This is a genomic window from Halobacterium sp. CBA1132 (assembly GCF_001485535.1).
Lineage (GTDB): Archaea > Halobacteriota > Halobacteria > Halobacteriales > Halobacteriaceae > Halobacterium.
In genome coordinates this window covers 139,997-165,234 of the sequence record NZ_BCMZ01000001.1, presented here as the reverse complement: position 1 = coordinate 165,234, position 25,238 = coordinate 139,997, and the positions used below count along the sequence as shown (strand labels likewise).

Genomic DNA, 25,238 nt, shown 5'->3' with positions numbered 1-25,238 from the left:
GTTAGTCGTCCGCTGGTGTCGCTTCCGTACTGATTCCGGGGATGCCCTCGACGCCCATCGACGAGAGTTCGCGTTTCAACTCGCGCTCGTCCTCGACGGTCTGGGAGAGCTCCATCGCCTGCGCGAAGTTCTTCACGAGGCCACAGTTCGGTCCCTCCGGCGTCTCGGAGGGACAGATGCGCCCCCACTGGGTCGCGTGCAGGTCACGCGCCTCGAAGTGGGGCTGCGAGCGGCTCAGCGGGCTGCGCAGCCGGCGCAGGTGGCTGAGCACGCCCATGAAGTCCGTCCGGTCCACGAGCTGGCTGACGCCCGAGCGCCCGCCCACCCAGTTCCCGGTCGCGATGGGGTGTTCGAGGCGCTCGGTCAGCACGTCGGAGCGAACCACCGTGTTCACGGTGAGTTCGCGGTTACGCATGTTCGCGCGTTCGAGCTGGTACTTCACGTCGCGCGCCAGCTTGTTCAGCGCCGTCCGGAACAGGTCCTTCATCAGGTCGCCGGAGACTTTGAGGCGCTTGTTCGCGTAGTGGTCCTTGTCGTCGGATTCGCGGCGGTCGAGCGCGAGCTCGAAGCACGCCTCGGCCATCCGACAGAGGTAGTAGGACTTGTTGATGCGCGTCTCCTCGTCCTCGATGCCCTCCTCGTGGAGGTGCGGGAGGAGGTAGCGGTCGATGACGTAGTTCGCGCGCTTCAGCTGGTAGTTCTTCCCCTGGCCGGAGGCGACGCGCTGCCCGAGCTCCTCGATGGCCTCCTCTTGGGTCTGGACGTCGGCCTCCTCCAGGTTCTCCAGCATGAACTTCACAATCTCGGGGTCCTCGCTGACGCGGTGGACGATCTCCTCGTCGGATTCGAGGCCGAGCGCCCGCACCAGCGTCACGAAGTTGATCGACCCAGAGACCGAGGGGAACGACACCTCGAGGAGCCCCTCGCGGTTGCGTTCGACGAGCACCAGCGCGCGGTAGCCGCGGCGCTGGCTGAACGTCTTCGCGACCTGAATCTCGTCGCCGTACTTCGAGTCGTACTCGGCGAGGATCTTGTTCGGCGCGAGGTCCTCGCTGGTCATCAGCACGCGCTCGCTGCCGTTCACGATGAAGTACCCACCGGGGTCGGCGGGGTCCTCGCCGATCTCGATGAGCTCCTCCTCGGAGAAGCCCGCGATGTTGCACTTGTCGGAGCCGACCATGATCGGCATCCGGCCGACCTTCGTCTCCGTCGTGTCCAGCACGCGTTCTTCTTCCTCTTCGCCGCCGCGCACGATGCTCATCTCCATGAACACCGGCGCGGAGTACGTGATGTTGCGCAGTCGCGCTTCCTGTGGGTACAGCAGCTCCTCGGAGCCGTCCGCCTCCCGCACGCGCGGCGTGGTGATGCGGACGTCGCCGAGTTCGACCCACACCGGCTCCTCGTCTTCCTTGTCACCGATGTCCGTCTCGATGCGCTCCTTCTCGGTGACGACGTCCTGCATGCCGCGCTTCAGGAACGAGTTGAACGACCTGAAGTGGTGTTCCGCGAGTCGTTCTTTCGAGAAATACGCCCTCGACAGTTCACGTCGGTCTTCGATTTGCATTTATTCGATCACCAGTCGGTACACGATGGCTTTGTCCGTGGTCCGCGAGTCCCGCACGATTTTGACGACGTCGCCGACCTCCGCGTCGTCCGGCAGGGCAGGGTCCTTCCGTTTGATCTTCGGCAGGTCCGTCCGGTCGATGTCGTAGTCCACGAGCACGTCCTCGAGTTCATCCTCGTCGAGAACTGTGTGCTCGGGGACGAGTTCATGTTGGCTTACGTCTACCATGGGTGTGCCTGGATGGGGGGAGAACTACCTCTCACGAGATACTACAGGCCAATTCACCCGCAGCGCACTTAGGTCTTGTCAACTACGATTCGGGTCGAGGGTTACGCCACCACGACGCACACGTCCCACCGTTTGGAAAGTCTTAAGAATACAAGCCGGCTACGAATGAGTGCAGCAAGCCCGGATGGTGTAGTGGCCCATCATACAACCCTGTCACGGTTGTGACGCGGGTTCAAATCCCGCTCCGGGCGCTTTCTCTTCGGACGCAATCCGCCGAGGGACAGCTCTGTCCCGAGGCGATTGTCGCGGTTGTGAACGCGGTAGGGATTTGAAGCAGGGAACGAGCGACCAACGGGAGCGAAGTTCAGGCGGTTCAAATCCCGCTCCGGGCGCTTTCCTTTCGACGCTACGTTCGATAGTAATCTCTCTGCGTTTTCTCCCGTAGTCGTTACTTCCTCGAAAGCCCCGACGGGCTCGCGGTCGCTCGCGGACATATCTGTTCGCTACGCTCACAGATAGTGGTCCCCGAGACGACTAAACTGGACGCGAGCCCGTCGCCCCTTTCAGTCCACCCGCTACCGGGTAGCCATTCGCTGATATTCGTGGTTCTTCGAGTCGGTAGCCGCAGGTGAAAGACGAGCCGTAGCGCAGCCGTCAGTCTGCGCTACGTCGCGAAGCGCTCGGTAATCTCGTACTCGTTGCCGGTCGCGACGTCTTCTTCCAACCCCCAGTTGCTCGTCGAGGCCTAATGTTTAACACCGTTGGGTGCTAGACCCAACATACGGAGGATGGGCGCAAACCGCGTTTATCGGGACGAAAGCACGAAGCCAGACGGCAGCAGGTACGTGATGGAGGCGTGGCAAGTCCCGGAAAGCGAGGAGTTCCCGCAGGGGTTGAAATACAGCTTCCAGTACATGGACGCTGACGGCGACACACTCCTGCGGTACGACAACACGCCCTACCACCTCGACGTAGGGCGACACCACCGACACACACCCGACGGCGAGATTGAGGCGCTCGACTTTACCGGGCTCCCCGACCTCGTCGAACAGTTCCACACCGAGGTGAACGAAATCTATGCCCGACGAACCAACTGACACCGAACCCACGCACGACGAATTCACGCCCGGACCCGAGGAGGTCGACTACCCCTCGACGCTCCGAATCACCGCGCTCCCCGCCGAGCAAGCGCAAGCCGCCGCGCTCGAGCGCGCCGAGCAGTGGGAGAACGGTGCGGAAGTCCCGCACGTCGTGAACTTCGAAGACCGCGCGCAGCTGCGCGAACTGCTCACTAACCGGCGGATGGAGCTGCTCGAAGAAGTGATGGAGCGGCCCCCCGACAGCATCCGCGCGCTGGCCGACCGCCTCGACCGCGACGTCCACGACGTCCACGACGACCTGTATCTGCTCGCGGACTACGACATCGTTCACTTCGAGGAAGCCGGGCGAGCGAAGAAGCCGTACGTTCCCTACGACACAGTGCGGCTCGAAGTCGAGTTTGGTCTGTCTCGGGACGGTGGCGCGGAATCGCAGGCGTCCGCCTAGCAGTCGTTGCTAGCACGACCGCTATTCACTCTCTTGGCCGAATGCTACTCTGCGAAGCGCTCGGTGATGTCGTACTCGTTGCCGGTCGCGATGTACGCGACGTCCTCGACGACGCCGCCGAGCTCCGGGACGATGCGGAGCAGCGCGAACGTCAACACGACGAGCGCGACGACCGACGCGGACTGCGCGAGCATGCGGTCGGCGAACAGATACGACACCATATTCGGGTCGTTGCTGGGGAACACGGCGAACGCGAGCGTCTTGTAGATGCCGCCGCGGAACCACTGCTCGCCGTGCGCGACGGCGATGAACGCCACGCGAATCACGTTCAGCCCGTAGATGACGGGGAGCGCGACCGCCAGCGCCTGTAGCCGGCGCTTCCACGGCGCTTTCACGGCGAGCGCGAGCCCGCCGACGATGGACATGCTGCCGATGCCCGTACACGCCATCAGGACCGTCGTCGGGAACTTCCACGACTCGCCCGTGACGGCGTGCTCGCCCGTGAACATGAATTTCGCCGTGTAGCCGTGGTCGCCCTCCACGACGGGCGGGTAGTAGCCGAACTGCGCCATCAGCCACTCGGCCTGCTGGGCGACCGTCTCGATGGCGAACTGCCGCGTCGCCTCGATGGTCTGGAACGGCAGGAACAACAGCCCCATAATCGCGATCGAGCGCGTCAGCGTCTCCAGTTGGCGCTTCCCCGTGCCGACGAGGTACGCGGTGTACAGACACGCGGGCACCGCGGCCGCGCTCAGCACGCCCTCGATGACGCTCAAGTGCTCGAAGAAGTAGTACGGCACGAGCAGCCCCCAGAACGCCGCGAACAGCGTCCACGCCGCGACCGCCGCGTACCGGCTGTACTGGCGGTAGTCGGCCTGGAGGACGGCGCTCGTCCCGAACGCCGCGATGACGACCCACGCGAGCGTGTCGGTCAACGCGGATACCATTACGAGACGGGAGGGGAGTCGCGAGTATAGGCGTGTTGGTGTCGGTCGGTCTCACTCGCGTTGTCGGTTTCGGCACACGGTCAGCGGTCGTCGTCTGCGGCCCGGCTGGCGTCCTCGCGGACGGACTCGGCGACGGACGCCCGCGCGCACTCTTTCAGCTCGTCGATGTCGTCCCCCTCGAAGGCCTCACTGACAGCCGCACGAGCGCCCTCTCGTGGGTCTTCGTCAACCGGGAAGAGCGCGACGTGGCTGGGGAGTTCGACGATGCGGTACGTCTCTCCAAACCGCTCGCGGACATCCTTCGGGAGGTAGAGGCGCCCGTACTCGTCGAGTGACTGCGACATTTGACCCGTAATTGTCGTGAAACCACTAACTTCTTCCCGTGAAATCGAGGGGATACCTGCCGAATACGCGTTCGCTACCGCTATCGAACCCCGATGTAGCTGGCTGCGTCCTCAGCGATTCGTTCTATCGTCTCGGCGACGAGCTGTCCCTCGGTCTTGTGGACGTCCGCGTGTCGAATCGAGACGACCGTCCACGGGTTGACGTACGTCTCCCGTGGGAGGCCGCCAGTTTCGAAGTCGTCGTCGGTCAGGGGTACTGCAGCCGCACGCCTGGTTGTCGTCGCCGCGGCGTACAGCGCTTCTTCGTCGCTGAACGGATGTGTCTCGTCACTGAGTCGGACGTACGGCCGGTAGTCGTACTCGGCAAACAGATCGGGGCCTTTCACGACGGCGCCCCGTCGGGTACCGTCACTCATCGTCGCCGTAGTAGTCGTCGGTCGTCGACGTCGAGCTCGCTGTGGTCTGCGCGGTGTACGACGCGAGCCGGTCGTCGTCCCCGATGGCCCAGTAGCGCCCGCGGTGGCGGACGAGGCCACGGTCTTCGAGTCGGGACAGCGCGGCGCCGACGCTCCCGCGCTTGATGCCCGTCGCTTCGTGGATTTCGGTCTGCGTGAACGCCTGGTCGTCGTTCGCGGCGAGGAACTGCAGGATTCGATGCGGCTGCGTCCCTTCTCGGACGTCGAGCGCGTCGCTTCGGTCGTCCTCGAAGCGGTCAATTCCGATTGGCACGTGTAATGAAACGTAATACAACGCAATAAGTGTGCGGGCAGCAGTGTTCGCGCCGAACTTCGGCCTTACGCCCAGTCGTGGTCTTCGATATCTCCGTAGTGCTTCAGGCGACTGTCGATTTCCCACGCTTCCCAGCCACACTCGTAGTAGAGGACGTCGACAGCGTTCGTCTCGTCGGCTACCCGCGTTCACGTTGGACAGCGCTGCCGCTGTCGGAGTGTAGCGCGCGAAAGAAAGTGGGGTGGGGTACCGCGTAGTGTGACCGCCTTACGAGCGGTCAGTCGTTATTCGTTAGTTCTGGCGGAGTGCCAGCAGGGCAGCACCGAGCACGGCGACGAGCGCGATGCCCATGCCGAAGCCGGGGATGCCGCTACCGGAGGAACCGCTGTCGTCCGTCGTAGACGGAGCTTCCGTCGTGCTCGGAGCTTCCGTGGTCGACGGCGCTTCCGTGGTGGACGGAGCTTCCGTCGTCGACGGTGCTTCCGTGGTGGACGGAGCTTCCGTGGTGGACGTCATGGTGGATTCGACGACAGTACCGTCAGCGCTGACGGATTCGGCGAAGTTACCGCCGGAGAGCGATGCGGTGAACGTGTCGTTCACCGAGCGCTCGCTGAAGTCGAACTCGTGACTGAAGGTGCCATCAGCGGCGACCGTGACGGTCGGGCCCATGGTGAAGCGAGGCTGCGTGTCGCCAGTCGAGCGAACGCGCAGCGTGACCTCGCTACCGGGCGCGATCGAGGTTTCGCCGGAGATGACCTGGCCGGATGCGGCTTCGACGGTGATCTCGTCACCATCGTAGTCGAAGGAAGCCGAACGCTCGACCAGTTCGATCTCGTCAGAGACGTGCTGGTAGTCTTCGCTGTCCGTGCTGTCGAGGAGACGGTGGTCCTCGACCGTGAAGGTGACGTTCAGCACGTCCTCGTCAGCGAAGTTGCGGTCGGCCTCGTCGTTGAGGTCGTTGGTGTTGGTAACGACGTAGTAGGTGTCACCGTCCTGGAAGACACCGGTGACGGCGTTAGCAACTTCCGTGTTGTTGAGCGTCTTCGGCTCGCGGTTGGCCTGCGTGGACTCCTCGGTCTGGTTGACCGTGACCGTCACGTTCTCGTTGTCGAGGAGTGCCTTGAACGCAGCGGTCGTGTCGGCGTCCTGCGTGTCGAGGAGGCCGGTAAGGCCGGAGGCCTCGAACTGGTGGATGATGGTGTCACCGGAGGCGACGGTGTCGCTCTCGGTGATGTTCGTACCGGCACCGGCAGCGATGTCCTCGGCGGAGTCGAGGTCGCTGACGGTGTTAGTGGAGGCGGTCCAGAGGTTGACGCCAGTGGTGGCGCGCTCCTCGATGACTGCGACGGAGAGGGCGCTCGGGTTATCGAGCGTCTCCGAAATACGGTCACTGCTGGTGTCGGTGCTGACTGCGAGCTCGTAGTCACCAGACTCGAGGATGCTCTCGACGTCACCAGTTTCGTTGATCAGGGAGACGTCGTCCTGGGTGTCGTCGTTCTCGGCTGCTTCGACGACTTCAGCGCCGGAGCCGTGGGTGCCGGCTTCGTAGCTGTTGAAGAGGACGTGGACCTGGCCGTCGTCGTTCTGGTCGGTGAACTTGACGTTGGCTTGGTAGCCGATGTCTTCTTCGTCACCGATGACGAGCGTGCCGGACTGAGCGGCCTCGCTCAGGTCGACGGTGATGTTGAAGACGTCGCCCTGCTGTTCGACGTAGGTGTTCTCGGCGAAGGAGACGCTGCCTTCACCGACTTCGTTGACGGTGACGTTGGCGGTGTCGGAGGCCGTCGTGTCCGTCACCTCAACGTCGAAGGTGTAGTTGCCTGCGTCGATGTCGTTGAAGTCGAGGACGTGCGGGCTGTCCGCGTCGATGTCCTCAACCTCGATGTAGTGAACGCCGTCGTCGTTCTCGCTGACGTTGTCTTCGCTGACGTTGAAGACCTGCGCGAAGTCAGCGTCGTTGAAGCCTTCGACAGTAACGGTCGCGTTATACTCGTCAGCGGCGCGGAGTTCCGAGGAGACACTGAAGTTGACCTCGGTCTCGCCACCGTTGTCGACGGTGTCTTCTGCGAACTCGGCGGTAATCGTCTGCTCGACGAGCTCGAAGCTGCTGTTGTTCGCGTTCAGGGTACCACCGCGCAGGAAGTAGTCGGCGGTTTCGCGGTTGCTGGTGTCGAAGACGACCCAGCCGTCCTCAACGGTGTCCTGAGCGACGGCCGAGGAGTCCTCAGCGTCTCCCTGACGGAGGTAGACCGAGGTTTGGTTATCGGCGTAGTCGGAGACGTCAACTGCGATCGTCTGACCCTGGAAGATCAGCTGCTCCGACAGGTTCGTCGGGCTGTTGAAGACCTCGTCAACGCCATCGGGAGCGGCACTACTGCCGCTGGAGCTGGACACAATCTCGTAGCTGAGTGTGCCACTATCGACGGCAGTACTCCCGTTTTCGAGGGATACATTAACGTCGTAAACTCCGGCGTTGCTGGGATTCTGAACGTTGGAGTAGTTCAGGTGGAAGGCGTCTCCACCAGACACATTAACGCTACTGTCGAACTGGAAGGTAGCGGTTTCACCGTTGTTGCTACCATCAACGCTGCCGACAGTTACCGTAGTGCCATTAACAACAACGCTGTTGACATTCCCGGGGCCGACGTTCGAGACGTCTGACGCCTCAGCGCCGACACTATAGTCCACAGTGATGTTGTCTATGCTACTGTCCGACGGATTTGCAAGGTTACCACTGACGTTGTGGTAGGTAGTAGCGTCAGTAGTGTTGTCACCAACCTCTACGTTGGTGGTGTTGAGGTCCGCCGCAGCACTTCCTGTGAACGCGATGCCGGCCGCGAAGACGCTGCCGATCATCAGCGCAGTCAGGAAGACCGCGCGAAGCTTGTTTGTGTTTTCTGTCATGGTTTGCTTTGGATTGCAGTTCGGCACCGAGGTCGTTCGCGTCGCGGGTGCGACGGTACTGGACGCTGGCACCAGTGGGTAGGGGTGTTCCAATATGTACCTCGTTGGCCGTAAATACTTTCTGTTATATGCACCCCCTTCTGCTGCGAAATTGTGTGTGCGGTTCACACGGTATCGGGGTGTTTGGGGCGTAACTCGGTGGTTTTCCGAAACACCCCTTTGATAACAAATACCAAGATATTAAGACAGTAGTATAGTCGATACGCGCCCGAATTGTCGAGCGCAGTGTTTCCACTGTCGGGTTGTGGCGTCGTGAAAGAAAGGCGGGTTGGGGTACCGCGTAGTGTGACCGCCTTACGGGCGGTCAGTCGTGGTGGTTAGTTCTGGCGGAGAGCCAGCAGGGCAGCACCGAGGACGGCGATGAGCGCGATGCCCATGCCGAAGCCGGGGATGCCGCCGCCGGACTCGTCTTCAGACGTTTCCGTGGCCGTAGCGGTTTCCGTGGCCGTGGCGGTTTCCGTTGCCGTAGCGGTCTCGGTGGCCGTAGCGGTGGCGGTGCCCGTCGAGGTGGCGGTTGCCGTGGCGGTTGCGGTGGCTTCGACGACAACACCGTCAGCGCTGACGGATTCGGCGAAGTTACCGCCGGAGAGCGAGGCGGTGAACGTGTCGTTCACCGAGCGCTCGCTGAAGTCGAACTCGTGACTGAAGGTACCATCAGCGGCGACCGTGACGGTGGGGCCCATGGTGAAGCGCGGCTGCGTGTCGCCGGTCGAACGGACGCGCAGCGTGAACTCGCTACCGGGCGCGATCGTCGTGTCACCGGAGATGACCTGGCCGGATGCGGCTTCGACGGTGATTTCGTCACCGTCGTAGTCGAAGGAAGCCGAACGCTCGACCAGCTCGATCTCGTCAGAGACGTGCTGGTAGTCTTCGCTGTTAGTGCTGTCGAGGAGGCGGTGGTCCTCGACCGTGAAGGTGACGTTGAGCACGTCCTCCGCGGCGAAGTTACGGTCGGCCTCGTCGTTGAGGTCGTTGGTGTTGGTAACGACGTAGTAGGTGTCACCGTCCTGGTAGACACCGGTAACGGCGTTAGCAACTTCCGTGTTGTTGAGCGTCTTCGGCTCGCGGTTCGCTTGGGTGGACTCCTCGGTCTGGTTGACCGTGACCGTCACGTTCTCGTTGTCGAGGAGTGCCTTGAACGCAGCGGTCGTGTCGGCGTCCTGCGTGTCGAGGAGGCCGGTAAGGCCGGAGGCCTCGAACTGGTGGATGATGGTGTCACCGGAGGCGACGGTGTCGCTCTCGGTGATGTTCGTACCGGCACCGGCAGCGATGTCCTCGGCGGAGTCGATGTCGCTAACGGTGTTGTCGGAGGCGACCCAGAGGTTGACGCCGGTCGTCGAGCGCTCTTCGATGACGGCGACGGAGAGGGCGCTCGGGTTATCGAGCGTAGCCTGTGCGCGGTCACTACTGCTGTCGGTGCTGACTGCGAGCTCGTAGTCGCCAGGCTCGAGAATGCTCTCGATGCCGCCCGTCTCGCCGAGCATGGAGACGGTGTCCTGAGTGTCCTCGTTTGCGGCGGCTTCGACAACTTCTGCACCGCTGCCACCGTTGTAGTTACCGGCTTCGTAGCTGTTGAAGAGGACACTAACCTGGCCGTCGTCGTTGGTATCCTCGAAGGAGACGTTGGCTTGGTAGCCGATGTCTTCTTCGTCACCGATGACGAGCGTGCCGGACTGGGCGGCCTCGCTCAGGTCGATGGTGATGTTGAAGACGTCGCCCTGTTGTTCGATGTACGTGTTCTGTGCGAAGGAGACGCTGCCTTCACCGACTTCGTTGACGGTGATGTTGGCAGTGTCGGAGGCCGTCGTGTCCGTCACCTCAACGTCGAAGGTGTAGTTGCCTGCGTCGATGTCGTTGAAGTTGAGGACGTGCGGGCTGCCCGCGTCGATGTCCTCAACCGTGATGTAGTTGTTACCGTCGTCGTCCTCCTCAACGTCGCTCTCGCTGATAGTGGGGAAGACCTGTTCGAAGTCGGCGGCGCTGAAGCCTTCGACAGTAACGGTCGCGTTGTACTCGTCAGCAGCGCGGAGTTCCGAGGAGACGCTGAAGTTGACCTCGGTCTCGCCACCGTTGTCGACGGTGTCTTCTGCGAACTCGGCGGTAATCGTCTGCTCGACGAGCTCGAACTGGCTGTTACTTCGGGTGAGATCCCCTCCACTAAGGAAGTAATCTGAGGTCTGACGATTAGACGTGTCGAACTGGACGTAGAGGTCGTCGTCGACCTGCTGACTGGCAACTGGCGTCGAACTATCTGATCCAGTTACGCGCCGCAACACGACATTATCGCCACTACTGAGATTCGCATTCGACACATCGAGTGCAAACGTCTGTCCCTGAAAGACCAGCGATCCGGAGAGTTCGTCGCGGTCGTTGAACACTCTATCCGAGTTGATGGTGGCGGACGGATTGATACTGAACGTATCGTTGAACGTGTCGAACGAACTTCCCTCACTAGTGGTCTCAAGAGCGAGGGATGCGTCGTACGTTCCCGCGGTCGGATTCGTGAGCCCCGTGACTTCCAGCGTCACGTTCTCGTCAGTTTGGACGCCCTCGGAGTCAGCGAGCTGAATCGAGAGGTTGTTCTCGTCGTCGTTCGAGACGGTAATCTGGCTGCTGTACTCTCCATCGGCAGTAGTGAGCGTGACGTCCTCGCTCTGGACGTTGCTGAGATTCACACCTTCCAGATAGAAGGTGAGATACTGCATGTCACTACTGTTCTCGGTCGTCCCTGTTGCGGTATACGTGACACCCGTTGCGCCTGACTCGTTCGTGCCAGGACCGATGTCGACGTTTGTGCCCGCAGCGGCGCTGCCTGTGAACGCGATGCCGGCTGCGAAGACGCTGCCGATCATCAGCGCAGTCAGGAAGACCGCGCGGAGCTTGTCTGTGTTGTTTGTCATGGTTTGGTAATCCTCGATTTCGGTACCGACGTCGTTCGCGTCGCGGGTGCGACGGTACTGAACGCTGGCACCAGTGGGTAGGGGTATTACCACTAGCTTTCCTTCACCGGAAAATGTCTTCTGGCTGTTTCTAGCGTCTCTCGCTCGCGCTTATACGGGAATAGCCCCGGTTCGGCCACAAGATATTCATTACCGTTCGTGAGGCCACCCACCGATTTCGTTTCACTCGACGATGTGGCTCACGGCGCACTCCGTCGTCTCACCTCGTTCGACGACTTCGAGGGGGCCACCCGCTCGACGACCGCGTCGAGGTCGTCGCTGAAACGCAGCACGGCGTCGATGCCGTGGGCTCGCAGAGCGCGATAGTCGTCGCGTCGGTGAAACGCAGTCCATAATCGTATCGCTCGAACGTTTGACCGCGTCGCTGACCGGAGGCAGACGACGAAAGTAGCGAGCGGGAAGGACCGACCCGCGAGCCGCGTCGTCGAAGACCGCATTCGATACGCGACACAACTCGGGCGCGTCCGGATCCGGGTCAACGCCGCAGAGCCGCTCACCGAGGCGCTTCGTCGGCGAACAACCCGCTACGTACGAGCGTCAATGTCACTGCCTCGTCGTAGACGTAGTCGCTGACGTACGGCTGGCCGAACTCGCCGTCGTAGACGGCGTCCAGCGTGTCGCTCGCAGCGTCGTGTCTCGCTGCGTCCGTGTCGTGGTCCGCGTACAGGACGCCGGTGTCGACGAGCACCGTCATCCGTACAGAATCTCGTCGATGTCCTCCTCGTCAGTCTCCACGCCGGAACTGAACCGCCCACGGCTCATCGCTTCCGTTTCCGCCTTGGAGAGCGGCACTGTTGATTCCCGGAACGTGTCGATGATTTCATCTGTATTCTCGTAGGCGTCGTTGATGAGCTCTCCGACTATCTCCTGCTGCGTGACTAGCTGCCCTGTCTCGGCACGAATCTCGTCTTGGAGTTCTTCGAGCCGGGACTTTGCATCTTCGTCGATCGTCACCTCCTCGGACATATGCCGTGTTCTCTTCGATTCCGCGTAAACGTTTCCACGGCTGGCCGTTCGCTTCACACCGCCCCGCGGCTCACGGCTCATTTCGTTCACTGCTCGCTCAGTCCGTCGGCTCCCTTCGGTCGATGACGCGACTCCCACCCTCGTGCTCCGTCCAGCGTTCCCGCACCTGAACCGTACACACCGTCTCGGTCGCGTCGTCCACCACCAACGCGTCCCCAGTCCGCGACGGCAACTTCGCACCGACCGACCCCGAGAGGTACGTCGGTCGCGTCGCCGCCAACGCGTCTACGTCCCGCTGCGAGGTGAGCCGATGCGCGACCACTAAATCCGACTGCGAAATCGCGGTCTCCGGCAGCGCGCTCGGGCGCTGGGTCGCGAGGACGACGCTCGCGCCGGGCGCACGACCGCGCGTGTACAACGTATCCACGGCCTTCGCGGCCGCGCCGCTCGCGCACGCGTGCGCTTCGTCCACGAGTAGCCACGGGAGCTTCCCAACCCCATCGACCGCCGCGCGATACAGCCCCGCCGCGACGGCCGCGACGACCGCCTGCAACGCCGCCCTCTCCAAGCCCGTTCCGTCGAGCACCGCGCCGTCCGCGAGCAAGTCCACCGCGGTCGGCGCGTCGGGCGCGAAACACCCCCACGAGTCGGCGAGTGCGAGGTGGTTCGCGGCCGCCCGCCGCGCCGCGGCCGCAGCGTCCGCGTCCGCGACCCACGCCCGCATCGCGTCGAGCGTCTCCGATTCTGTCGCAGCCCGCCAGACGAGCGTCCCCGCGGGGCTCGCCGGGTCGAGGTCGAGCAGCTCGCACCACGCTCGCGGCGGCAGCGCGCTCGCCCGGACGCGCGGCTCGACGACGGGCACCCCGGCCGCTGCGAGCCCGCCGAACGCGCCCATCGGGTCGACGACTACGGGCGAAACGCCGGCCGTCTCGGCCAGTCCCTCCGCCAGCACGCCGAGCGTGTACGACTTCCCGCTGCCGCGCTTGCCCACGACGACACCCGCGTGCGGTCCCGCGAAGTCCACGCTGACGCGCGCGCCGAGGCTCCGGTCCGCAGCGAGATACCGGCCGAAGCGCCCGTGAAACCTATTCCCGCCCTCCTCCACACCGTCGCGTCCGAGCACGTCCATACCACGCTCTCGCTCGGCTTCCCGGATGAACTCCCGTCCGAGCATTCAAGTGCGGAGCCGGGACCAACTCGCGGCGTGTTCGACTCCACCGCGCTCCGGCTCGACCAGTTCGCGCGCGACGAGCGCGCCATCGAGGGGCTGCCCGTCCGGCTCGTTATCGCGTTCGTCGTCGGCGTCGCCGTGCTCAGCGTCATGCTCAGCATGGTCTCGGGCGTCGACACGCTCTCCGTGAGCGAGCTCGACGCCAGCCCCGAGCCGGACGTCGTCACGCCCGGCGACCAGTCCGTCGACGTGACCGCGGTCGACGCGGACGGCGACCCGGTCGCGGGCGCGACCGTCGTAATAAAAGCAGGCACCGCGGACCTCGACGGCGTCGCGACCGCGACCACGGGCGACGGCGGCACTGCCACGCTCGACGTCGACCCACAGCTCGGCCCGAATCAGGACGACGGCACGCTCCAAATCTCGGTGAAGCCGCCGTCCGGGTCGGACTACGCCGACCGCCGCGAGAACACCGAGATACTCGTCGTCCGCGACTAGACAGTCGATCCAGTCTAGTCCCAGTCGATCCAGTCCTGTTCCCAGCCCGTCTGGGACTGGGCTTCCTGGGCGGCGCGCTCGCGGTCTTCGCGAACGGTCCGATTGCGCTCGATGGCACTCGTCTGCTCGCCGTCGACGAGCAGCGGTGCGAACGAGACGGGGCCGTGGACCGAGACCGTCTCTCGCTCCTCTATCGCGACGAGTCGCTGGTCGGTCGTCCCCTCCGGATAGACGAGCCGGCCCCCGGCGGCGAGCTGGTCGAGCAGCGCCGCAGGCGGGTCGACGGCCGCCGCCTCCACGAGCACGCGGTCGAACGGCGCGTACTCCGCCAACCCGCGCGCGCCGTCCCGGCAGTCCACGAGCACGTCGCCGTAGCCCGCGTCCGCGAGGTTCGAGCGCGCGTCGTAGACGACCTGTCGGTCGATGTCGACGGCGTGGACGCGCGCCGCGCCGACGATCTCCGCGAGCACGGCCGCCGTGTACCCGACACCCGCACCCACAACGAGCACGTTGTCGCCGTCCTCGGGCGCGAGCGCGTCCACCAGCCGCCCCACGGTCGACGGCGCGAGCACGCGCGTGCCGCGGTGCTCCAGCGACTGGTCGGTGTACGCGCGCCGCCCCTCGTCCACGAACTCGTGACGGGGCACCTCGCGCATCGCTCGCGCGGTCGACTTCGCCTGGACGGCAGCCTTCGTGTCGTGTGCGAGGCTGTCGACCATCTCCGCCCGGAACGCCGCGAACTCCATACCCGAGATTCGCCACCCAGCCTATTCAGTTGCGCGCCTGCGGCCGGCGACGAACCGGTAGTCGGTGCCGGGCACGTCGCCCGCGCGGACGTCCGCGAACCCCGCGTTCGCGAACCACTCGCCGACCGCCCCCTCCTTGTAGCACGCCCCCTGCTCGGTCGTCGCGAGCAACTCCGCGGCGACCGCGGCGTCCGGCGTCCCGTCCCGGAACGCGTCGACGTGCATCGCGAGCGCGTCCTCAGCGGCGGCGTCGCTGGCGGCGGCCAACAGCCGGCGGTTGTCGTCGACGCCGTACTCGCGAGCCACGCCCGCGTGGAAGACGATGTCGAACTCGCCGTCTACGCCCTCCAGTGGGTCTCCGGCGACAAGGTCGACGCGCTCGCGCTCCAGCAGCGGGTCGACGGCTTCCACGACCTCGGGGTCGTCCAACAGCGTCGCGTCGAATCCGCGGCGCGCGAACTCCACCGCGTGCCGACCCGGGCCGTCCGCCACCACGAGCACGTCCTCCGCGTCGGGGTGCTCGCGCACGGCTGCGGTGACGGCTGCGCGAACGCTCGCGTCGTCCTCGGCGGCCTGTGCCCCGAGCCGGTTCTGTGTCCAGTCACCTACCTGCTCCGGCACGGCTCCGGTCCGCATCGTCTCCGGGAGGTCGACCAGCGCCTCCACGGTGTCGAGGTCGTGTGGCAGCCGTCCGATAGAGCGCACGTCGGTCTTCGTCACGAACCCGAGCATTCGATTCGTCGGCTCCACGCCCTCCTCGACTTCCTCCAGCAAGCCCATGTCCAGCAGCGCGTCCACGGTCACGCGGGCAGCACGCTCGGTCACGTCCGCCTCCCGGGACACGTCCTCGACCGTGTACGCGTTCGAAACGAGCGCGTCGAGGATGCCCGTCTCCCGGGCTGCCCGCAACAGCAACAGCTCGCGGTGATCCATACGCCAGCGTGTCCCTCTCCGCGCATAACAGTAGCGACGGTTTTCGGATTCGGACTGGCGGGTGTCGCCCGTAATCTGACCAAAACGGTTATCTTCGTTCCCACTCTATGTGGGAACATGACGAAGGTAGATTCGAAAGGGCGAATCGTCCTCCCGCAGGAACTGCGGGAGCGGCTCGGTATCGCTCCCGGTACCGAAGTCGAAGTCCGCGAAGAGGACGGGAAGGCGGTCGTCGAACCCGAAGACGACCCGGCGGAAGTTATCGGCCGCATGGAACAACTCGTCGCGGAAGCGGCTTCGGAGCGAGAGGGGACAGAGCCACACACCGAGGGCGCCAACCCCATCGCTCGAAAGCACCGGGACGCTGTTCGCGAGGGCGCAGAGAACAACCACGATGAGTGACACTGGTGGCCCGTACCTATTCGACGTCGGCGTCATCGCCCTCGCACACACGGAGACTCCGGTTCGTGACGCTGCGCTCTCGTACGTCCGGGACGCGATCTCCGGCGACATCGACGCCGTCGTCCCGTACCCGGCCGTGGTCGGCGCACACACTGTGCTCACGACGTACTACGGGCATTCGAACGCGAACGCGTCCCGGCTCCTCCGGAACTTCATGGACGCGAAACGAATCCACTGGTACGACGGGATGCACGAAGCCGTCGTTCGGGGTGGGTTCTCTCAGGCGGGTGACGCAAACGTCGGCGGCTGGGACGGGTACTACGCGCAGGTAGCGACCGACGAAGGGGTGAACACCGTCCTGACGATCGACGACGACTTCGAACGATTCGACGCGTTCGACACCGAAGTCATTCTCTCATCCGATGAATTCCGGGAACTGAACGAGTTTCTCGGAACCTGAGTCCGCACCTTAACTGGAGCAACTGCCACCGTCTAGCCACCGAACCATCACGCGGGATTTTGTAGAATCCCTGCGGTTCCAATCTGTGAGGGGGCCTCGGTCACGGAAAACCGAGAAGAAAGACCGCGCTTCAGGACGGGGAAGATATCAATAATTGCCGCCCTGCATCCGCACGAACCGCACCGGTCCCTCGTCGGACTCCACGAGGCCGCCATCTTCGTCCTTTTCGGCGCGGACGAGGCGCTGGCTGGCGTCTCCAAGCGGGCCGACCAGCCGGCCGCCGTCGCGCACTTGCTCGACGACCGCATCCGGGAACTCGGGCGCGGCACACGTCAGATACGCGGCGTCGTAGGGCGCGTGCTCGGGCCAGCCGTCGTGGCCGTCGCCGTGGCGGACCGACACGTCGCCGTAGCCCGCGCGCTCGAGGTTCTCGCGTGCCTGCTCCGCGAGGTCTTCGACGTACTCGACGGAGTAGACGAGCTCGGCGCCGACGAGTTCGGCGGTGACGGCGGCGTGGTAGCCACACCCCGTTCCGATTTCGAGCACGCGGTCGCCCTCGCGGAGGTCGAGTTCGTTCGCGATGATGGCGACCACGTGTGGCGCGCTGACGGTCTGTCCCTCCCCGATTGGGAGCGGGCGGTCGTCGTAGGCCGCGTCGCGCTGGTCTGCGGGGACGAACTCGTGGCGGGGCACCGCGCGAATCGCGTCGGCGACGCGCTCGGTGACGTTCGGCCGCTTGGCGAGCGCGTCCGCGAGTTCGTCGCGTTCGACGGCCTCAGTCTCGGGGTCGTCGTCGGTCATGACTCTGGGTCAGTCGGCTACCAGGGGGACCACGCGCCGCTGGTCTCGTCGTCGCCGTACACGCGCTTGACGTCCTTCGCGAACACCACGTCGCCGTCGTCCCCGAGCTTCGGGAACTTGTAGCTGTCAATCGCGTTCTCCCGGACGTGGATGCCCGTGATGGTGAATTCCTCCTCACCGAACGTCTCGGTCTCCCCGACCGCGAACTCGTAGTCGCCGGGGACGTGGACCTCGATGCTCCGGCTTCCCTCCTCGCTGTCCTCCTTGGGGTTGATGGTGACGTCGACGCTGACGTTGCCCACGTCGCGCGCCCACACCGTGTCGATGTCCGCGGCGTCCGCGCGCGTCGTGCGGTCCTCGGGACCGACCTCGATGCTGGTCACGCGCACCTGCGCGATGACTTCCTCGGTCTCCACGACGAACTCGTCGCCCTCGTAGATGGTCTCCTCGGGGTCGAACGCCGCGCTCCCCGTGAAGGACTCGCCGTCCTGCGAGACGACGACGTCGACGCTGACAGTGGTCTCCTCCTCGACGGGTTCCTTGTGGACGTGGCCGCAGTCGGTACACTTCACCGTCGCCGCTCCGCCACCCGTGGTGAGTACCTCGTGGACGGTTTCGAGGTCCGGCGAACACGACGGACACTCGAAGGGGACGTGCTCCCCGACGTTTTCGCTCATGGTGGCGTATAGCGGCCCCGTACGTAAAAGACCGCGGAGTTAGGGTTTTGGAAGTCGCCACTGGTTTTTCTCTTCGTCGGCTCTGACGGGTCGTGTTTAGTTAAGGCTGAAAAGTGAGGCGGAAGTGATTTTCAGCTGGTTCATGGCAGAAATCACCCGCCTCAGTGGCTGTAGCGACTGGCTTGAGTTAGATTTTGTGGAGCGAGAGCGGACACCGAGCGAGCTGATGCGTCTTGGTATTCGACTCCATCTGGCTGGACTCTCACTTTCGAATACCGTCAAAGAACTTGAGAAGTTCGGTGTCAAACGCTCGCGGAAAGCCATCCATGACTGGGTGCAGAAAGCTGATCTACAGCCCGCCAGCGACGCTAGTCCGGATCAGGTTGCGGTTGACGAAACGGTGATCCGCATCGACGGCCAGCAGTACTGGCTGTACGCTGCCGTCAATCCTAATTCGAACAGATTCCTGCACGTACGGCTGTTTCCGACGACAACAACGGCGTTGACTGAACGGTTTCTGCAGGAGTTACGCGAGAAACACGACGTTGAAGACGCAGTGTTTCTGGTTGATCACGCCCAGCATCTCAAAACAGCACTCCAACGAGTCGGGCTTCGATTCCAGACCGTTCGTCATGGGAATCGGAATGCTGTCGAACGTGTTTTTAGAGAGATAAAACGTCGAACTTCCTCGTTCAGTAATAGTTTCAGCCACGTCGAGCCAACAACAGCGGAATCGTGGTTGCAAGCCTTCGCCGTCTGGTGGAACTCGCTAAACTAAACACGATGCCGGTGACGGTCGTGTTTAGTTAAGACTGAAAAGTGAGGCGAGAGTGATTTCTGCTGTCTATGGCTGAAATCACTCGCCTCAGTGGCTGTAGCGACTGGATCGAGTTAGATTTTGTGGAGCGAGAGCGGACACCGAGCGAGCTGATGCAGCTTGGTATTCGACTTCATTTGGCTGGTCTCTCACTTTCGAATACAATAAAAGAACTTGAGAAGTTCGGTGTCCAACGCTCGCGAAAAGCGGTCCATGATTGGGTACAGAAAGCTGATCTACAGCCCGCCAGCAACGCTAGTCCGGATCAGATTGCGGTTGACGAAACGGTGATCCGCATCGACGGCCAGCAGTACTGGCTGTACGCTGCCATCAATCCAGCCTCGAACAGATTCCTGCATATACGGCTGTTTCCGACGACAACAACGGCGTTGACTGAACGATTTCTGCAGGAATTACGCGAGAAACACGACGTCGAAGATGCCGTGTTTCTAGTTGATCACGCCCAGCACCTCAAAACAGCACTCCAGCGAGTCGGGCTCCGATTCCAAACCGTTCGTCATGGGAATCGGAATGCTGTCGAACGTGTTTTTAGAGAGATAAAACGACGGACTTCCTCGTTCAGTAATAGTTTCAGCCACGTCGAGCCAACAACAGCGGAATCGTGGTTGCAAGCCTTCGCCGTCTGGTGGAACTCGCTAAACTAAACACGATGCCGGTGACCGTGCGAACCCTTTTACTGGAAGGCGACGCACCCGAACGCACACCGATGCCCGCCACGTACGACATCTCCACGGTCGACCTCGACGACGACCGCTACGAAGTCCGGCAGTCCCTGATTCGGAACAAGTACGCCGTCCGCGACAGCGGCGGCAGCGTCGTCCTGCGCGGCAAGCAGAAGATGTTCAAGATGAAAGAGGAGTTCCCGTTCGTCACCGGCGACGGCGAGGACGCGTTCACCGTGAAGGCCGGGGGCATCATGGATGTCGCGGGCAACTACACGATTACCGACGCCGGCACTGGCGAGGAGGTCGTCGTGCTCGACGAGGACCTCTCGCTGTTCGTGGAGAACTGGACGGTCCGGGACCCCGAAACGGGCGAGACGCTGGCGACGATTCGCTCGAAGAGCAAGCTCCTCTCGGCGCTCCGCCACCTCGTCGGCTTCGCGAACTTGGTCCCGAACCGTTACGAGATATTCGATGCCGAGGGCGACCACGTCGGCGACGTCAGCGGGAAGTTCTCGCTGCGGGACGCCTACACCGTCACCATCGACGACGCCAGCGACGTACCTAAGGAGGCCGTCATCGCCGCCGCCTGCGTCCTGGACGCACTCGAAAACGAGTGATTACGCGTCGTCGAACGCCTCGCGAAGGTCGCCGGCGACGTCCGCGACTGCCTCGTGCGCGCGGTCGAGGTCCGGCGAGGACAGCATCGTCGCGAACCCGTGAATCACGTCCTCGTACTCGACGTGGCGCGTCGGCACGCCGTCCGCGGCGAGCTGGGCGGCGTACCTTCGGCCGCCGTCCCGGAGCGGGTCGAAGCCCGCCGTGAGCACGGTCGCGGGCGCGACCCCGGAGAGGTCGCAGGCGTTCGTGGGATCGCCGTAGGGGTTGCGCTCGTGAATCTCGGAGCCGTAGTAGCACTCCCGGAACCACCAGAGGTCGTCCTCGCTGAGCACCTTCCCGGCGTGCTCGCGGACCGACTCGTGGTCTTCCTCGATGCCGACGCCCGGATAGAGGAGGTACTGGTAGTCGACGTCCGGACCGTCGCGCTCGGCGGCCATCAGCGCGACGACGGCCGCGAGGTTCCCGCCTGCGGAGTCCCCGACGACCGCGAGGTCGCCCGTGCTGGCGAGCGCGTCGGGGTTGTCCGCCGCCCACTCCAGCGCGGCGTACGCGTCCTCGACGGCTGCCGGGAACGGGTGCTCGGGCGCGAGCCGGTAGTCCACGGACACCACGACGCAGTCGCTCTCGCGCGTGAGGTGGCGGCAGAACAGGTCGTGCGTCTCCAGACTCCCCATCACGAACCCCCCACCGTGGTAGAACACGACCGTCGGGAACGGGCCGTCGCCCTCGGGGCGGTAGAGCCGCACAGGGAGGTCACCAACAGGGCCGGGAATCGTGCGGTCGACGACGCGACCCACTTCCGGGGGGTTGCGGTTCTGCCACCAGCTCGTCGCGCGCTCCAGCAGCCGCAGCGGGCGCGCGCCGACAGTCCGCAGCGACACCGGGAGCTTCTCGCGGCGCTCCATCGCCGCCCGCGCCTCCGGATGCATCTCGTCCATACGTGACAGTCGCGTGACGGCAGCAAAAAAGCCGGGCTGCCGGCAGCCCTCACTCCGCGACGTCGACTGGCTCGGCGTTCGCGAGGTCGCGCAGGCGCTCGGGCTCGATGGGCCAGACCGCGGTCGGCGTGCCGGCTGCGGCCCACACGCCGTCGTGGTCGAGGAGCGTATCGTCCAGCAGGACGGGCACGTCCGTCGCGTGGCAGATGGGCGGCACGCCGCCGATACTCCAGCCCGTCGCCTCCTTCACCTCGTCCGCTTCGGCCATCCGCGCGTCGCTGGCGTCCCGGTAGACTGCGACCTTCGAGAGGTCCACGCGGTTCGCGCCGCTCGTCACGACGACCACCGGCTCGTCGTCCGCGACCACGACGATGCTCGACGCGATTTGCGCGACGTCACAGCCCACCGCGTCCGCCGCGTCCGCCGCCGTCTTCGTTCCCTCGTCGAACTCGTGGACGTCCACGTCGACGCCGTACTCCTCCCGGGCCCGCTCGACGAACTCCGCCGCTCGCTCGTGCATTACCCGCCGTAACCGAACGCGACAGCAAAGGTGTACCGCTCCCCGCAACCGCGGAGAGGTGGGTTCTTCCGTGCGAGCGGCGAATCCCGAGCCATGAGCGCGCAGTCGAACTCGGTGCTGGCCCGCCTGCTCCCCGTCGCGGGCATCGCGTACCTCGGCTACCTCGCCAGCCAACCGCCGCCCGCGCGCTGGGTCGGCCTCGGCTGTCTGGCCGTCGTCGCGCCGTTCGCCGCCGGCTGGGTAGCCGGGAACGTCTTCGGCGTCGGGCCGTGGAGCGAGAGCTGACGCCGAACGCGAGAAAATACTTACCCGAGCGCGCGGAATTTAATCCATGGCTTCGTGGGACGGATTCACGACGTGGCTCGAATACGAGTTCCTGTTGTTCAAGCTCGTCGTCGCCGGCGCCGTGCTGTTCTGGGTCGGGCGGACGCTGCTGCGCGCCGTCGACCGTAGTTCCTTGACCCGTGGGACCGCCATCCTCTACGGCTCCGTGACGCTCCTCGTCGCGAGCATCGGGCTCGCGTGGTGGCTGGGTCGAGAGTCGGAATGAATGGACCTCACGCTACACGTCCTCGGGTAGCCACCCGCCGTACACGTACCTTTTTACTTTGATACGAGACGGCGAAGCCGTCTCGGCATGACGAGAGGCGCAAAGCGCCTCTCGAACCATGTCGGGTCGCCTCCGGCGACCACTCCTCGCAAAAATCTACGCTAAAAACCCCTGCCTTCGCGGGGCTTCGCCCCGCTCCGGCAGCGAACCACTCGCTTCGCTCGTGGATGCCGAACAGCGTTACACGTCCTCTGGCAACCATCCGCCGTCAACTTCGACGTTCTCGCCGGAGATGTAGTCGGAGTTCTCGTCGCAGAAGAACCGGACTGCCTGCGCGATGTCGTCGGTCGAAGCCCAGCGGCCGCGCGGGGCGTCCTCGGGGAACTCGTCCGAGGTCTCGACGACGTACGGTGAGACGGCGTTGACCGTGATGCCGTCGTCTTGGGTGTCCGCGGCGAGCATCCGCGTGAACATGAGCACGCCCTGTTTCGCGGCGAAGTACGGGAAGTTCTTCGGGGAGACCATGCCCTTCTCGGCGGACGCGTAGCCGATGTTGACGATGCGGCCCCACTGCTGGTCGCGCATCCCGGGGAGCGCGCGCTTCGAGCAGAGGTACGTCCCCGTGAGGTTCGTGTGGAGGACGCGGTTCCACGTCTCGAAATCGAGGCCCGCCCAGTGACCGGGCGCGAAGTCGCCGACGTTGTTCACGAGTACGTCCACGGCGCCGAGTTCGGCTTCCGCCGCGTCGAAGATGCCGTCGACGCTCTCGGGAGTGGTTACGTCGCCCTGCACGGGTGCAGCGTCGGGAGCGCCGCGGTCGCGGGCGTCGGCGGCGGTGACGCGGGCGGCGTCGGCGCTGGAGTGGTAGTGGACGGCGACGCTGGCGCCGCAGTCGGCCAGCGACAGGCAGAGCGCGCGGCCCAGCCCCGTCGCGCCGCCGGTGACGAGCGCGGTGCGGTCGGTGAGGTCGGGAGCGAGCACGCGTCGTAGTCGCCGGCCGCGCGGGATATTCTTATGGGGTTGCCAGCAGACGCCGGTGACATGGCCATCGAGAATCTGCTGCTGGCTGTCGGACCGTCGGACGACGAACGAATCTCGCCGATGGCGCGCACCGCCACGGACATCGCCGGGCCGGCGGGCGCGACGGTGACGCTCGCGCACGTCTTCACGCGCGAGGAGTTCGACGACACCGCCGAACGCCTCGGCTTCGGGGAGGGCGACGAGGTGACCGCCGACGACGTGGCGCGCCGCCACGCGACGATTCGCGACCTCGGCGACCACCTCGACGACGCCGGCGTGGACTACGACGTGCGCGGGCACGTCGGCGGGCACGGCGAGAGCATCGTCTCGCTCGCAGACAGCGTGGACGCCGACATCGCGGTCGTCGGCGGCCGGAAGCGCTCGCCCACCGGGAAAGCCGTCTTCGGCAGCACCGCGCAGACGGTGTTGCTGTCGGCGCCGTGCCCGGTGACGTTCGTGCGCAGCGACCACTGAGATGGACGCGACCGTCGAGGACGGCGCCGACGGCCTGCTCGTCGTGACGCTGGACGCCGGGGAGTCCGTGCTCGCGGCGTCGGGCACGCTCGTGGACTACGTCGGCGACCTTCGCGTGGAGCGCGCTCGCGAGGGCGTGCTCCGGTCGGTGGCGAACGCGCGAGAGCGCAAGCGCACGCCGGTTCGCGTGACCGCCAACGCGGAGACGACCGTGCGGTTCGCGCCGTCGCACCATGGCTGCGTCGTCGCCGCGGACCTCGACAGCGACGGCGTGGCGGCGACGCGAGAGTCGTTCGTCGCGGCGACCGACAACACCAGCGTGGGCGCCGACCGCGTCGGGGACGCGCCCGCTCGCGGCAGCGGCCTCTTCCTCACGACGGTCGCCGGTAGCGGCACCGCGTATCTGTCGGGCCGCGGGCGAGTCGAGCGCGTTCGCGTTTCGGAGGGCGAGGAGCGCGTCGTCGCGGCCGCGAACGTCGTCGCGTTCGACGTTGATGCGGCAGTCTCAGTCGAGCGCGTCGGCGCCGTCGAGGACGCCGCGCCGGTGTGTCGGATTCGCGGGCCGGCGACCGTCTGGACGGCGACGCGGCCCGCGCCCGGAGCGACGAACTAACGCGGCTCCGAGTGAAAACTGTGTAGTTAAGTGCCAGGGCTCCCCCACTGGATGTAGATGCCGTACTACGTCGGCGTTGACCTCGGCGCGACGAACCTGCGCGCCGCCGTCGCGAACGACGACGCGACTGTCCTCGCCACTGACAAGCGGCCGACGCCCCGCGGGCCGACGGGGATTCACGTCACCGAAGCCGTCCTCGACGCCGTGCGCGCGGCCTGCGAGGACGCCGGCGTCGACCCCGCGGCGGTGCGGGCCGCCGGCGTCGGCAGCATCGGCCCACTCGACCTCGCAGACGGCACCATCGACGGCCCCGCGAACCTCCCGGACTCGGTGGGGACGGTCCCGCTGGTCGGCCCGATTTCGAACCTCATCGACTCCGAGCGCGTCTACCTCCACAACGACACCGTCGCGGGCGTCATCGGCGAGCGCTTCCACGCCGACAGCAACCCCGACGACATGGCGTACGTCACCATCTCCTCGGGCATCGGCGCGGGCGTCGCCGTCGACGGCAACGTCCTGGAGGGCTGGGACGGCAACGCCGGGGAACTCGGGCACATGCTCGTCGACCCGCAGGGCCGGCGGACGTGTGGCTGCGGCCGCGACGGCCACTGGGAGGCGTACTGCTCGGGGAACAACATCCCCGAGTACGCCCGCATGCTCGCCGAGGAGGACGGCGGCGTCGAAACCGCGCTCCCGCTGGACGACGCCGACTTCTCCGCGAAGCACGTCTTCGAGCACGCGGGCACCGACGAGTTCGCCAGCCACGTCGTCGACCAAGTCGGGTTCTGGAACGCGATGGGCGTCACGAACCTCGTGCAGTCGTACGCGCCCCTCGTGGTGTACGTCGGCGGGGCAGTGGCGCTCAATAACCCCGACAAAGTACTCGACCCCATCCGCGAGTACCTCGACGACGGCGTGTTCAACAACGTCCCCGAGATTCGGCTGACCTCGCTGGGCGACGACGTCGTGCTCCACGGCGCCGTCGCCTCCGCCATCACCGGCGGCACCGGCGAGCGGACGGCGTAACGAGACACTCTTCGTTCGACTTCCGATAACTCAGCCCGAGC

31 protein-coding genes and 1 tRNA gene are annotated in these 25,238 nt (G+C 64.8%); 14 read left to right on the top strand and 18 right to left on the bottom strand.

What is annotated here, in order from left to right; all coding sequences use genetic code 11:
- Nucleotide 1: 1 nt before the first annotated feature.
- Both AVZ66_RS00840 and AVZ66_RS00835 read right to left on the bottom strand, forming a co-directional pair.
- Entirely contained in the window at nucleotides 2-1,564 is a 1,563-nt protein-coding gene (locus AVZ66_RS00840) for a DNA-directed RNA polymerase subunit B'' (RefSeq protein WP_058980875.1), read from the bottom strand.
- Nucleotides 1,565-1,792 (bottom strand): DNA-directed RNA polymerase subunit H, encoded by a 228-nt coding sequence (locus AVZ66_RS00835; protein ID WP_058980873.1) that lies wholly within the window; start codon nucleotides 1,790-1,792, stop codon nucleotides 1,565-1,567.
- A gap of 178 nt (nucleotides 1,793-1,970) precedes the next feature.
- Between AVZ66_RS00835 and AVZ66_RS00830 the strand changes: the two genes are divergently transcribed.
- The 3 genes from AVZ66_RS00830 (at nucleotide 1,971) to AVZ66_RS00820 (ending at nucleotide 3,337) form a co-directional block, all read left to right on the top strand.
- A tRNA-Asp gene (locus AVZ66_RS00830) sits at nucleotides 1,971-2,043 on the top strand.
- Between the two features lie 537 nt (nucleotides 2,044-2,580).
- On the top strand, nucleotides 2,581-2,889 hold the full coding sequence (locus AVZ66_RS00825) for a DUF6516 family protein (RefSeq protein WP_058980871.1): 309 nt from the start codon (nucleotides 2,581-2,583) through the stop codon (nucleotides 2,887-2,889).
- Nucleotides 2,870-3,337, top strand: coding sequence for a hypothetical protein (locus AVZ66_RS00820; RefSeq protein WP_058980870.1), 468 nt, complete (start codon nucleotides 2,870-2,872; stop codon nucleotides 3,335-3,337). Before AVZ66_RS00825 ends, AVZ66_RS00820 begins: the two co-directional genes overlap by 20 nt.
- Nucleotides 3,338-3,381: 44 nt before the next feature.
- Here AVZ66_RS00820 and artA read toward each other — a convergent pair whose 3' ends face one another.
- From artA to AVZ66_RS00775, 9 genes are all read right to left on the bottom strand, one after another.
- Complete coding sequence (gene artA / locus AVZ66_RS00815; RefSeq protein ID WP_058980868.1) at nucleotides 3,382-4,284, bottom strand: archaeosortase A; 903 nt, start codon at nucleotides 4,282-4,284, stop codon at nucleotides 3,382-3,384.
- A gap of 80 nt (nucleotides 4,285-4,364) precedes the next feature.
- Nucleotides 4,365-4,628, bottom strand: a complete 264-nt coding sequence (locus tag AVZ66_RS00810) for a hypothetical protein (RefSeq protein ID WP_058980866.1) — start codon at nucleotides 4,626-4,628, stop codon at nucleotides 4,365-4,367.
- An 80-nt stretch (nucleotides 4,629-4,708) separates the two neighbouring features.
- Nucleotides 4,709-5,044, bottom strand: a complete 336-nt coding sequence (locus AVZ66_RS00805) for a hypothetical protein (protein WP_058980864.1) — start codon at nucleotides 5,042-5,044, stop codon at nucleotides 4,709-4,711.
- Nucleotides 5,037-5,357 (bottom strand): helix-turn-helix domain-containing protein, encoded by a 321-nt coding sequence (locus tag AVZ66_RS00800; protein ID WP_058980862.1) that lies wholly within the window; start codon nucleotides 5,355-5,357, stop codon nucleotides 5,037-5,039. Before AVZ66_RS00800 ends, AVZ66_RS00805 begins: the two co-directional genes overlap by 8 nt.
- A 291-nt stretch (nucleotides 5,358-5,648) precedes the next feature.
- Nucleotides 5,649-8,261 (bottom strand): BGTF surface domain-containing protein, encoded by a 2,613-nt coding sequence (locus AVZ66_RS00795; protein ID WP_082678736.1) that lies wholly within the window; start codon nucleotides 8,259-8,261, stop codon nucleotides 5,649-5,651.
- 377 nt (nucleotides 8,262-8,638) lie between these two features.
- The gene (locus tag AVZ66_RS00790; RefSeq protein ID WP_157575676.1) at nucleotides 8,639-11,221 is read right to left on the bottom strand and encodes a BGTF surface domain-containing protein; all 2,583 of its coding nucleotides are present in this window, start codon (nucleotides 11,219-11,221) and stop codon (nucleotides 8,639-8,641) included.
- A 553-nt stretch (nucleotides 11,222-11,774) separates the two neighbouring features.
- Entirely contained in the window at nucleotides 11,775-11,975 is a 201-nt protein-coding gene (locus tag AVZ66_RS16830) for a hypothetical protein (RefSeq protein WP_231727052.1), read from the bottom strand.
- The gene (locus tag AVZ66_RS00780) at nucleotides 11,972-12,247 is read right to left on the bottom strand and encodes a hypothetical protein (RefSeq protein WP_058980857.1); all 276 of its coding nucleotides are present in this window, start codon (nucleotides 12,245-12,247) and stop codon (nucleotides 11,972-11,974) included. Before AVZ66_RS00780 ends, AVZ66_RS16830 begins: the two co-directional genes overlap by 4 nt.
- A gap of 97 nt (nucleotides 12,248-12,344) precedes the next feature.
- Nucleotides 12,345-13,376, bottom strand: coding sequence for an ATP-binding protein (locus tag AVZ66_RS00775; RefSeq protein ID WP_058980855.1), 1,032 nt, complete (start codon nucleotides 13,374-13,376; stop codon nucleotides 12,345-12,347).
- Between the two features lie 75 nt (nucleotides 13,377-13,451).
- On the opposite strand from AVZ66_RS00775, the gene AVZ66_RS00770 reads away from it, so the two are divergent.
- Nucleotides 13,452-13,916, top strand: a complete 465-nt coding sequence (locus tag AVZ66_RS00770) for a hypothetical protein (protein ID WP_058980853.1) — start codon at nucleotides 13,452-13,454, stop codon at nucleotides 13,914-13,916.
- Between the two features lie 14 nt (nucleotides 13,917-13,930).
- On the opposite strand, the gene AVZ66_RS00765 is transcribed toward AVZ66_RS00770, so the two are convergent.
- Both AVZ66_RS00765 and AVZ66_RS00760 read right to left on the bottom strand, forming a co-directional pair.
- Entirely contained in the window at nucleotides 13,931-14,662 is a 732-nt protein-coding gene (locus tag AVZ66_RS00765; protein WP_058980851.1) for a protein-L-isoaspartate O-methyltransferase, read from the bottom strand.
- Nucleotides 14,663-14,683: 21 nt separating this feature from the next.
- Nucleotides 14,684-15,595, bottom strand: a complete 912-nt coding sequence (locus AVZ66_RS00760; RefSeq protein ID WP_058980849.1) for a hypothetical protein — start codon at nucleotides 15,593-15,595, stop codon at nucleotides 14,684-14,686.
- Between the two features lie 117 nt (nucleotides 15,596-15,712).
- Between AVZ66_RS00760 and AVZ66_RS00755 the strand changes: the two genes are divergently transcribed.
- The gene (locus AVZ66_RS00755) at nucleotides 15,713-15,997 is read left to right on the top strand and encodes an AbrB/MazE/SpoVT family DNA-binding domain-containing protein (RefSeq protein ID WP_058980847.1); all 285 of its coding nucleotides are present in this window, start codon (nucleotides 15,713-15,715) and stop codon (nucleotides 15,995-15,997) included.
- Nucleotides 15,990-16,457, top strand: coding sequence for a hypothetical protein (locus AVZ66_RS00750; RefSeq protein ID WP_058980846.1), 468 nt, complete (start codon nucleotides 15,990-15,992; stop codon nucleotides 16,455-16,457). The genes AVZ66_RS00755 and AVZ66_RS00750 overlap by 8 nt, the downstream gene beginning before the upstream one ends.
- 147 nt (nucleotides 16,458-16,604) lie before the next feature.
- Here the strand turns inward: AVZ66_RS00750 and AVZ66_RS00745 are convergent, their stop codons facing one another.
- Nucleotides 16,605-17,258, bottom strand: coding sequence for a protein-L-isoaspartate(D-aspartate) O-methyltransferase (locus AVZ66_RS00745; RefSeq protein ID WP_058980844.1), 654 nt, complete (start codon nucleotides 17,256-17,258; stop codon nucleotides 16,605-16,607).
- 17 nt (nucleotides 17,259-17,275) lie between these two features.
- Nucleotides 17,276-17,935 carry an HVO_0476 family zinc finger protein gene (locus tag AVZ66_RS00740; RefSeq protein WP_058980843.1) on the bottom strand — a complete coding sequence of 220 codons (660 nt, stop codon included), beginning with the start codon at nucleotides 17,933-17,935 and terminating at the stop codon, nucleotides 17,276-17,278.
- A 142-nt stretch (nucleotides 17,936-18,077) separates the two neighbouring features.
- Here AVZ66_RS00740 and AVZ66_RS15575 point away from each other — a divergent pair, with 142 nt between their 5' ends.
- The 3 genes from AVZ66_RS15575 to AVZ66_RS00735 all read left to right on the top strand — a co-directional run bounded on the left by AVZ66_RS15575 (nucleotide 18,078) and on the right by AVZ66_RS00735 (nucleotide 20,055).
- The gene (locus tag AVZ66_RS15575; RefSeq protein WP_082678852.1) at nucleotides 18,078-18,713 is read left to right on the top strand and encodes an IS6 family transposase; all 636 of its coding nucleotides are present in this window, start codon (nucleotides 18,078-18,080) and stop codon (nucleotides 18,711-18,713) included.
- 68 nt (nucleotides 18,714-18,781) lie between these two features.
- Entirely contained in the window at nucleotides 18,782-19,417 is a 636-nt protein-coding gene (locus tag AVZ66_RS15570; protein ID WP_082678734.1) for an IS6 family transposase, read from the top strand.
- 62 nt (nucleotides 19,418-19,479) lie between these two features.
- A complete protein-coding gene (locus AVZ66_RS00735; protein WP_058980842.1) occupies nucleotides 19,480-20,055 on the top strand; it encodes an LURP-one-related/scramblase family protein in 576 nt (191 codons plus the stop codon).
- On the opposite strand, the gene AVZ66_RS00730 is transcribed toward AVZ66_RS00735, so the two are convergent.
- Entirely contained in the window at nucleotides 20,056-20,994 is a 939-nt protein-coding gene (locus AVZ66_RS00730; RefSeq protein ID WP_058980841.1) for an alpha/beta hydrolase, read from the bottom strand.
- 49 nt (nucleotides 20,995-21,043) lie between these two features.
- Nucleotides 21,044-21,514: a YbaK/EbsC family protein gene (locus AVZ66_RS00725; protein ID WP_058980840.1), complete on the bottom strand. Its 471-nt coding sequence runs from the start codon at nucleotides 21,512-21,514 to the stop codon at nucleotides 21,044-21,046.
- A gap of 93 nt (nucleotides 21,515-21,607) precedes the next feature.
- Between AVZ66_RS00725 and AVZ66_RS00720 the strand changes: the two genes are divergently transcribed.
- Both AVZ66_RS00720 and AVZ66_RS00715 read left to right on the top strand, forming a co-directional pair.
- Nucleotides 21,608-21,799: a hypothetical protein gene (locus AVZ66_RS00720; protein WP_058980838.1), complete on the top strand. Its 192-nt coding sequence runs from the start codon at nucleotides 21,608-21,610 to the stop codon at nucleotides 21,797-21,799.
- 46 nt (nucleotides 21,800-21,845) lie between these two features.
- Complete coding sequence (locus AVZ66_RS00715; protein ID WP_058980836.1) at nucleotides 21,846-22,064, top strand: hypothetical protein; 219 nt, start codon at nucleotides 21,846-21,848, stop codon at nucleotides 22,062-22,064.
- A gap of 240 nt (nucleotides 22,065-22,304) precedes the next feature.
- Here the strand turns inward: AVZ66_RS00715 and AVZ66_RS00710 are convergent, their stop codons facing one another.
- Nucleotides 22,305-23,045, bottom strand: a complete 741-nt coding sequence (locus AVZ66_RS00710; protein ID WP_058980834.1) for an SDR family NAD(P)-dependent oxidoreductase — start codon at nucleotides 23,043-23,045, stop codon at nucleotides 22,305-22,307.
- A 60-nt stretch (nucleotides 23,046-23,105) separates the two neighbouring features.
- Here AVZ66_RS00710 and AVZ66_RS00705 point away from each other — a divergent pair, with 60 nt between their 5' ends.
- From AVZ66_RS00705 to AVZ66_RS00695, 3 genes are read left to right on the top strand one after another with little or no spacing between them, the layout of a single operon-like run.
- Entirely contained in the window at nucleotides 23,106-23,558 is a 453-nt protein-coding gene (locus AVZ66_RS00705; protein ID WP_058980832.1) for a universal stress protein, read from the top strand.
- A 1-nt stretch (nucleotide 23,559) separates the two neighbouring features.
- Nucleotides 23,560-24,171, top strand: a complete 612-nt coding sequence (locus AVZ66_RS00700) for an AIM24 family protein (protein ID WP_058980830.1) — start codon at nucleotides 23,560-23,562, stop codon at nucleotides 24,169-24,171.
- Between the two features lie 57 nt (nucleotides 24,172-24,228).
- On the top strand, nucleotides 24,229-25,197 hold the full coding sequence (locus AVZ66_RS00695) for an ROK family protein (RefSeq protein WP_058980828.1): 969 nt from the start codon (nucleotides 24,229-24,231) through the stop codon (nucleotides 25,195-25,197).
- Nucleotides 25,198-25,238: the final 41 nt, after the last annotated feature.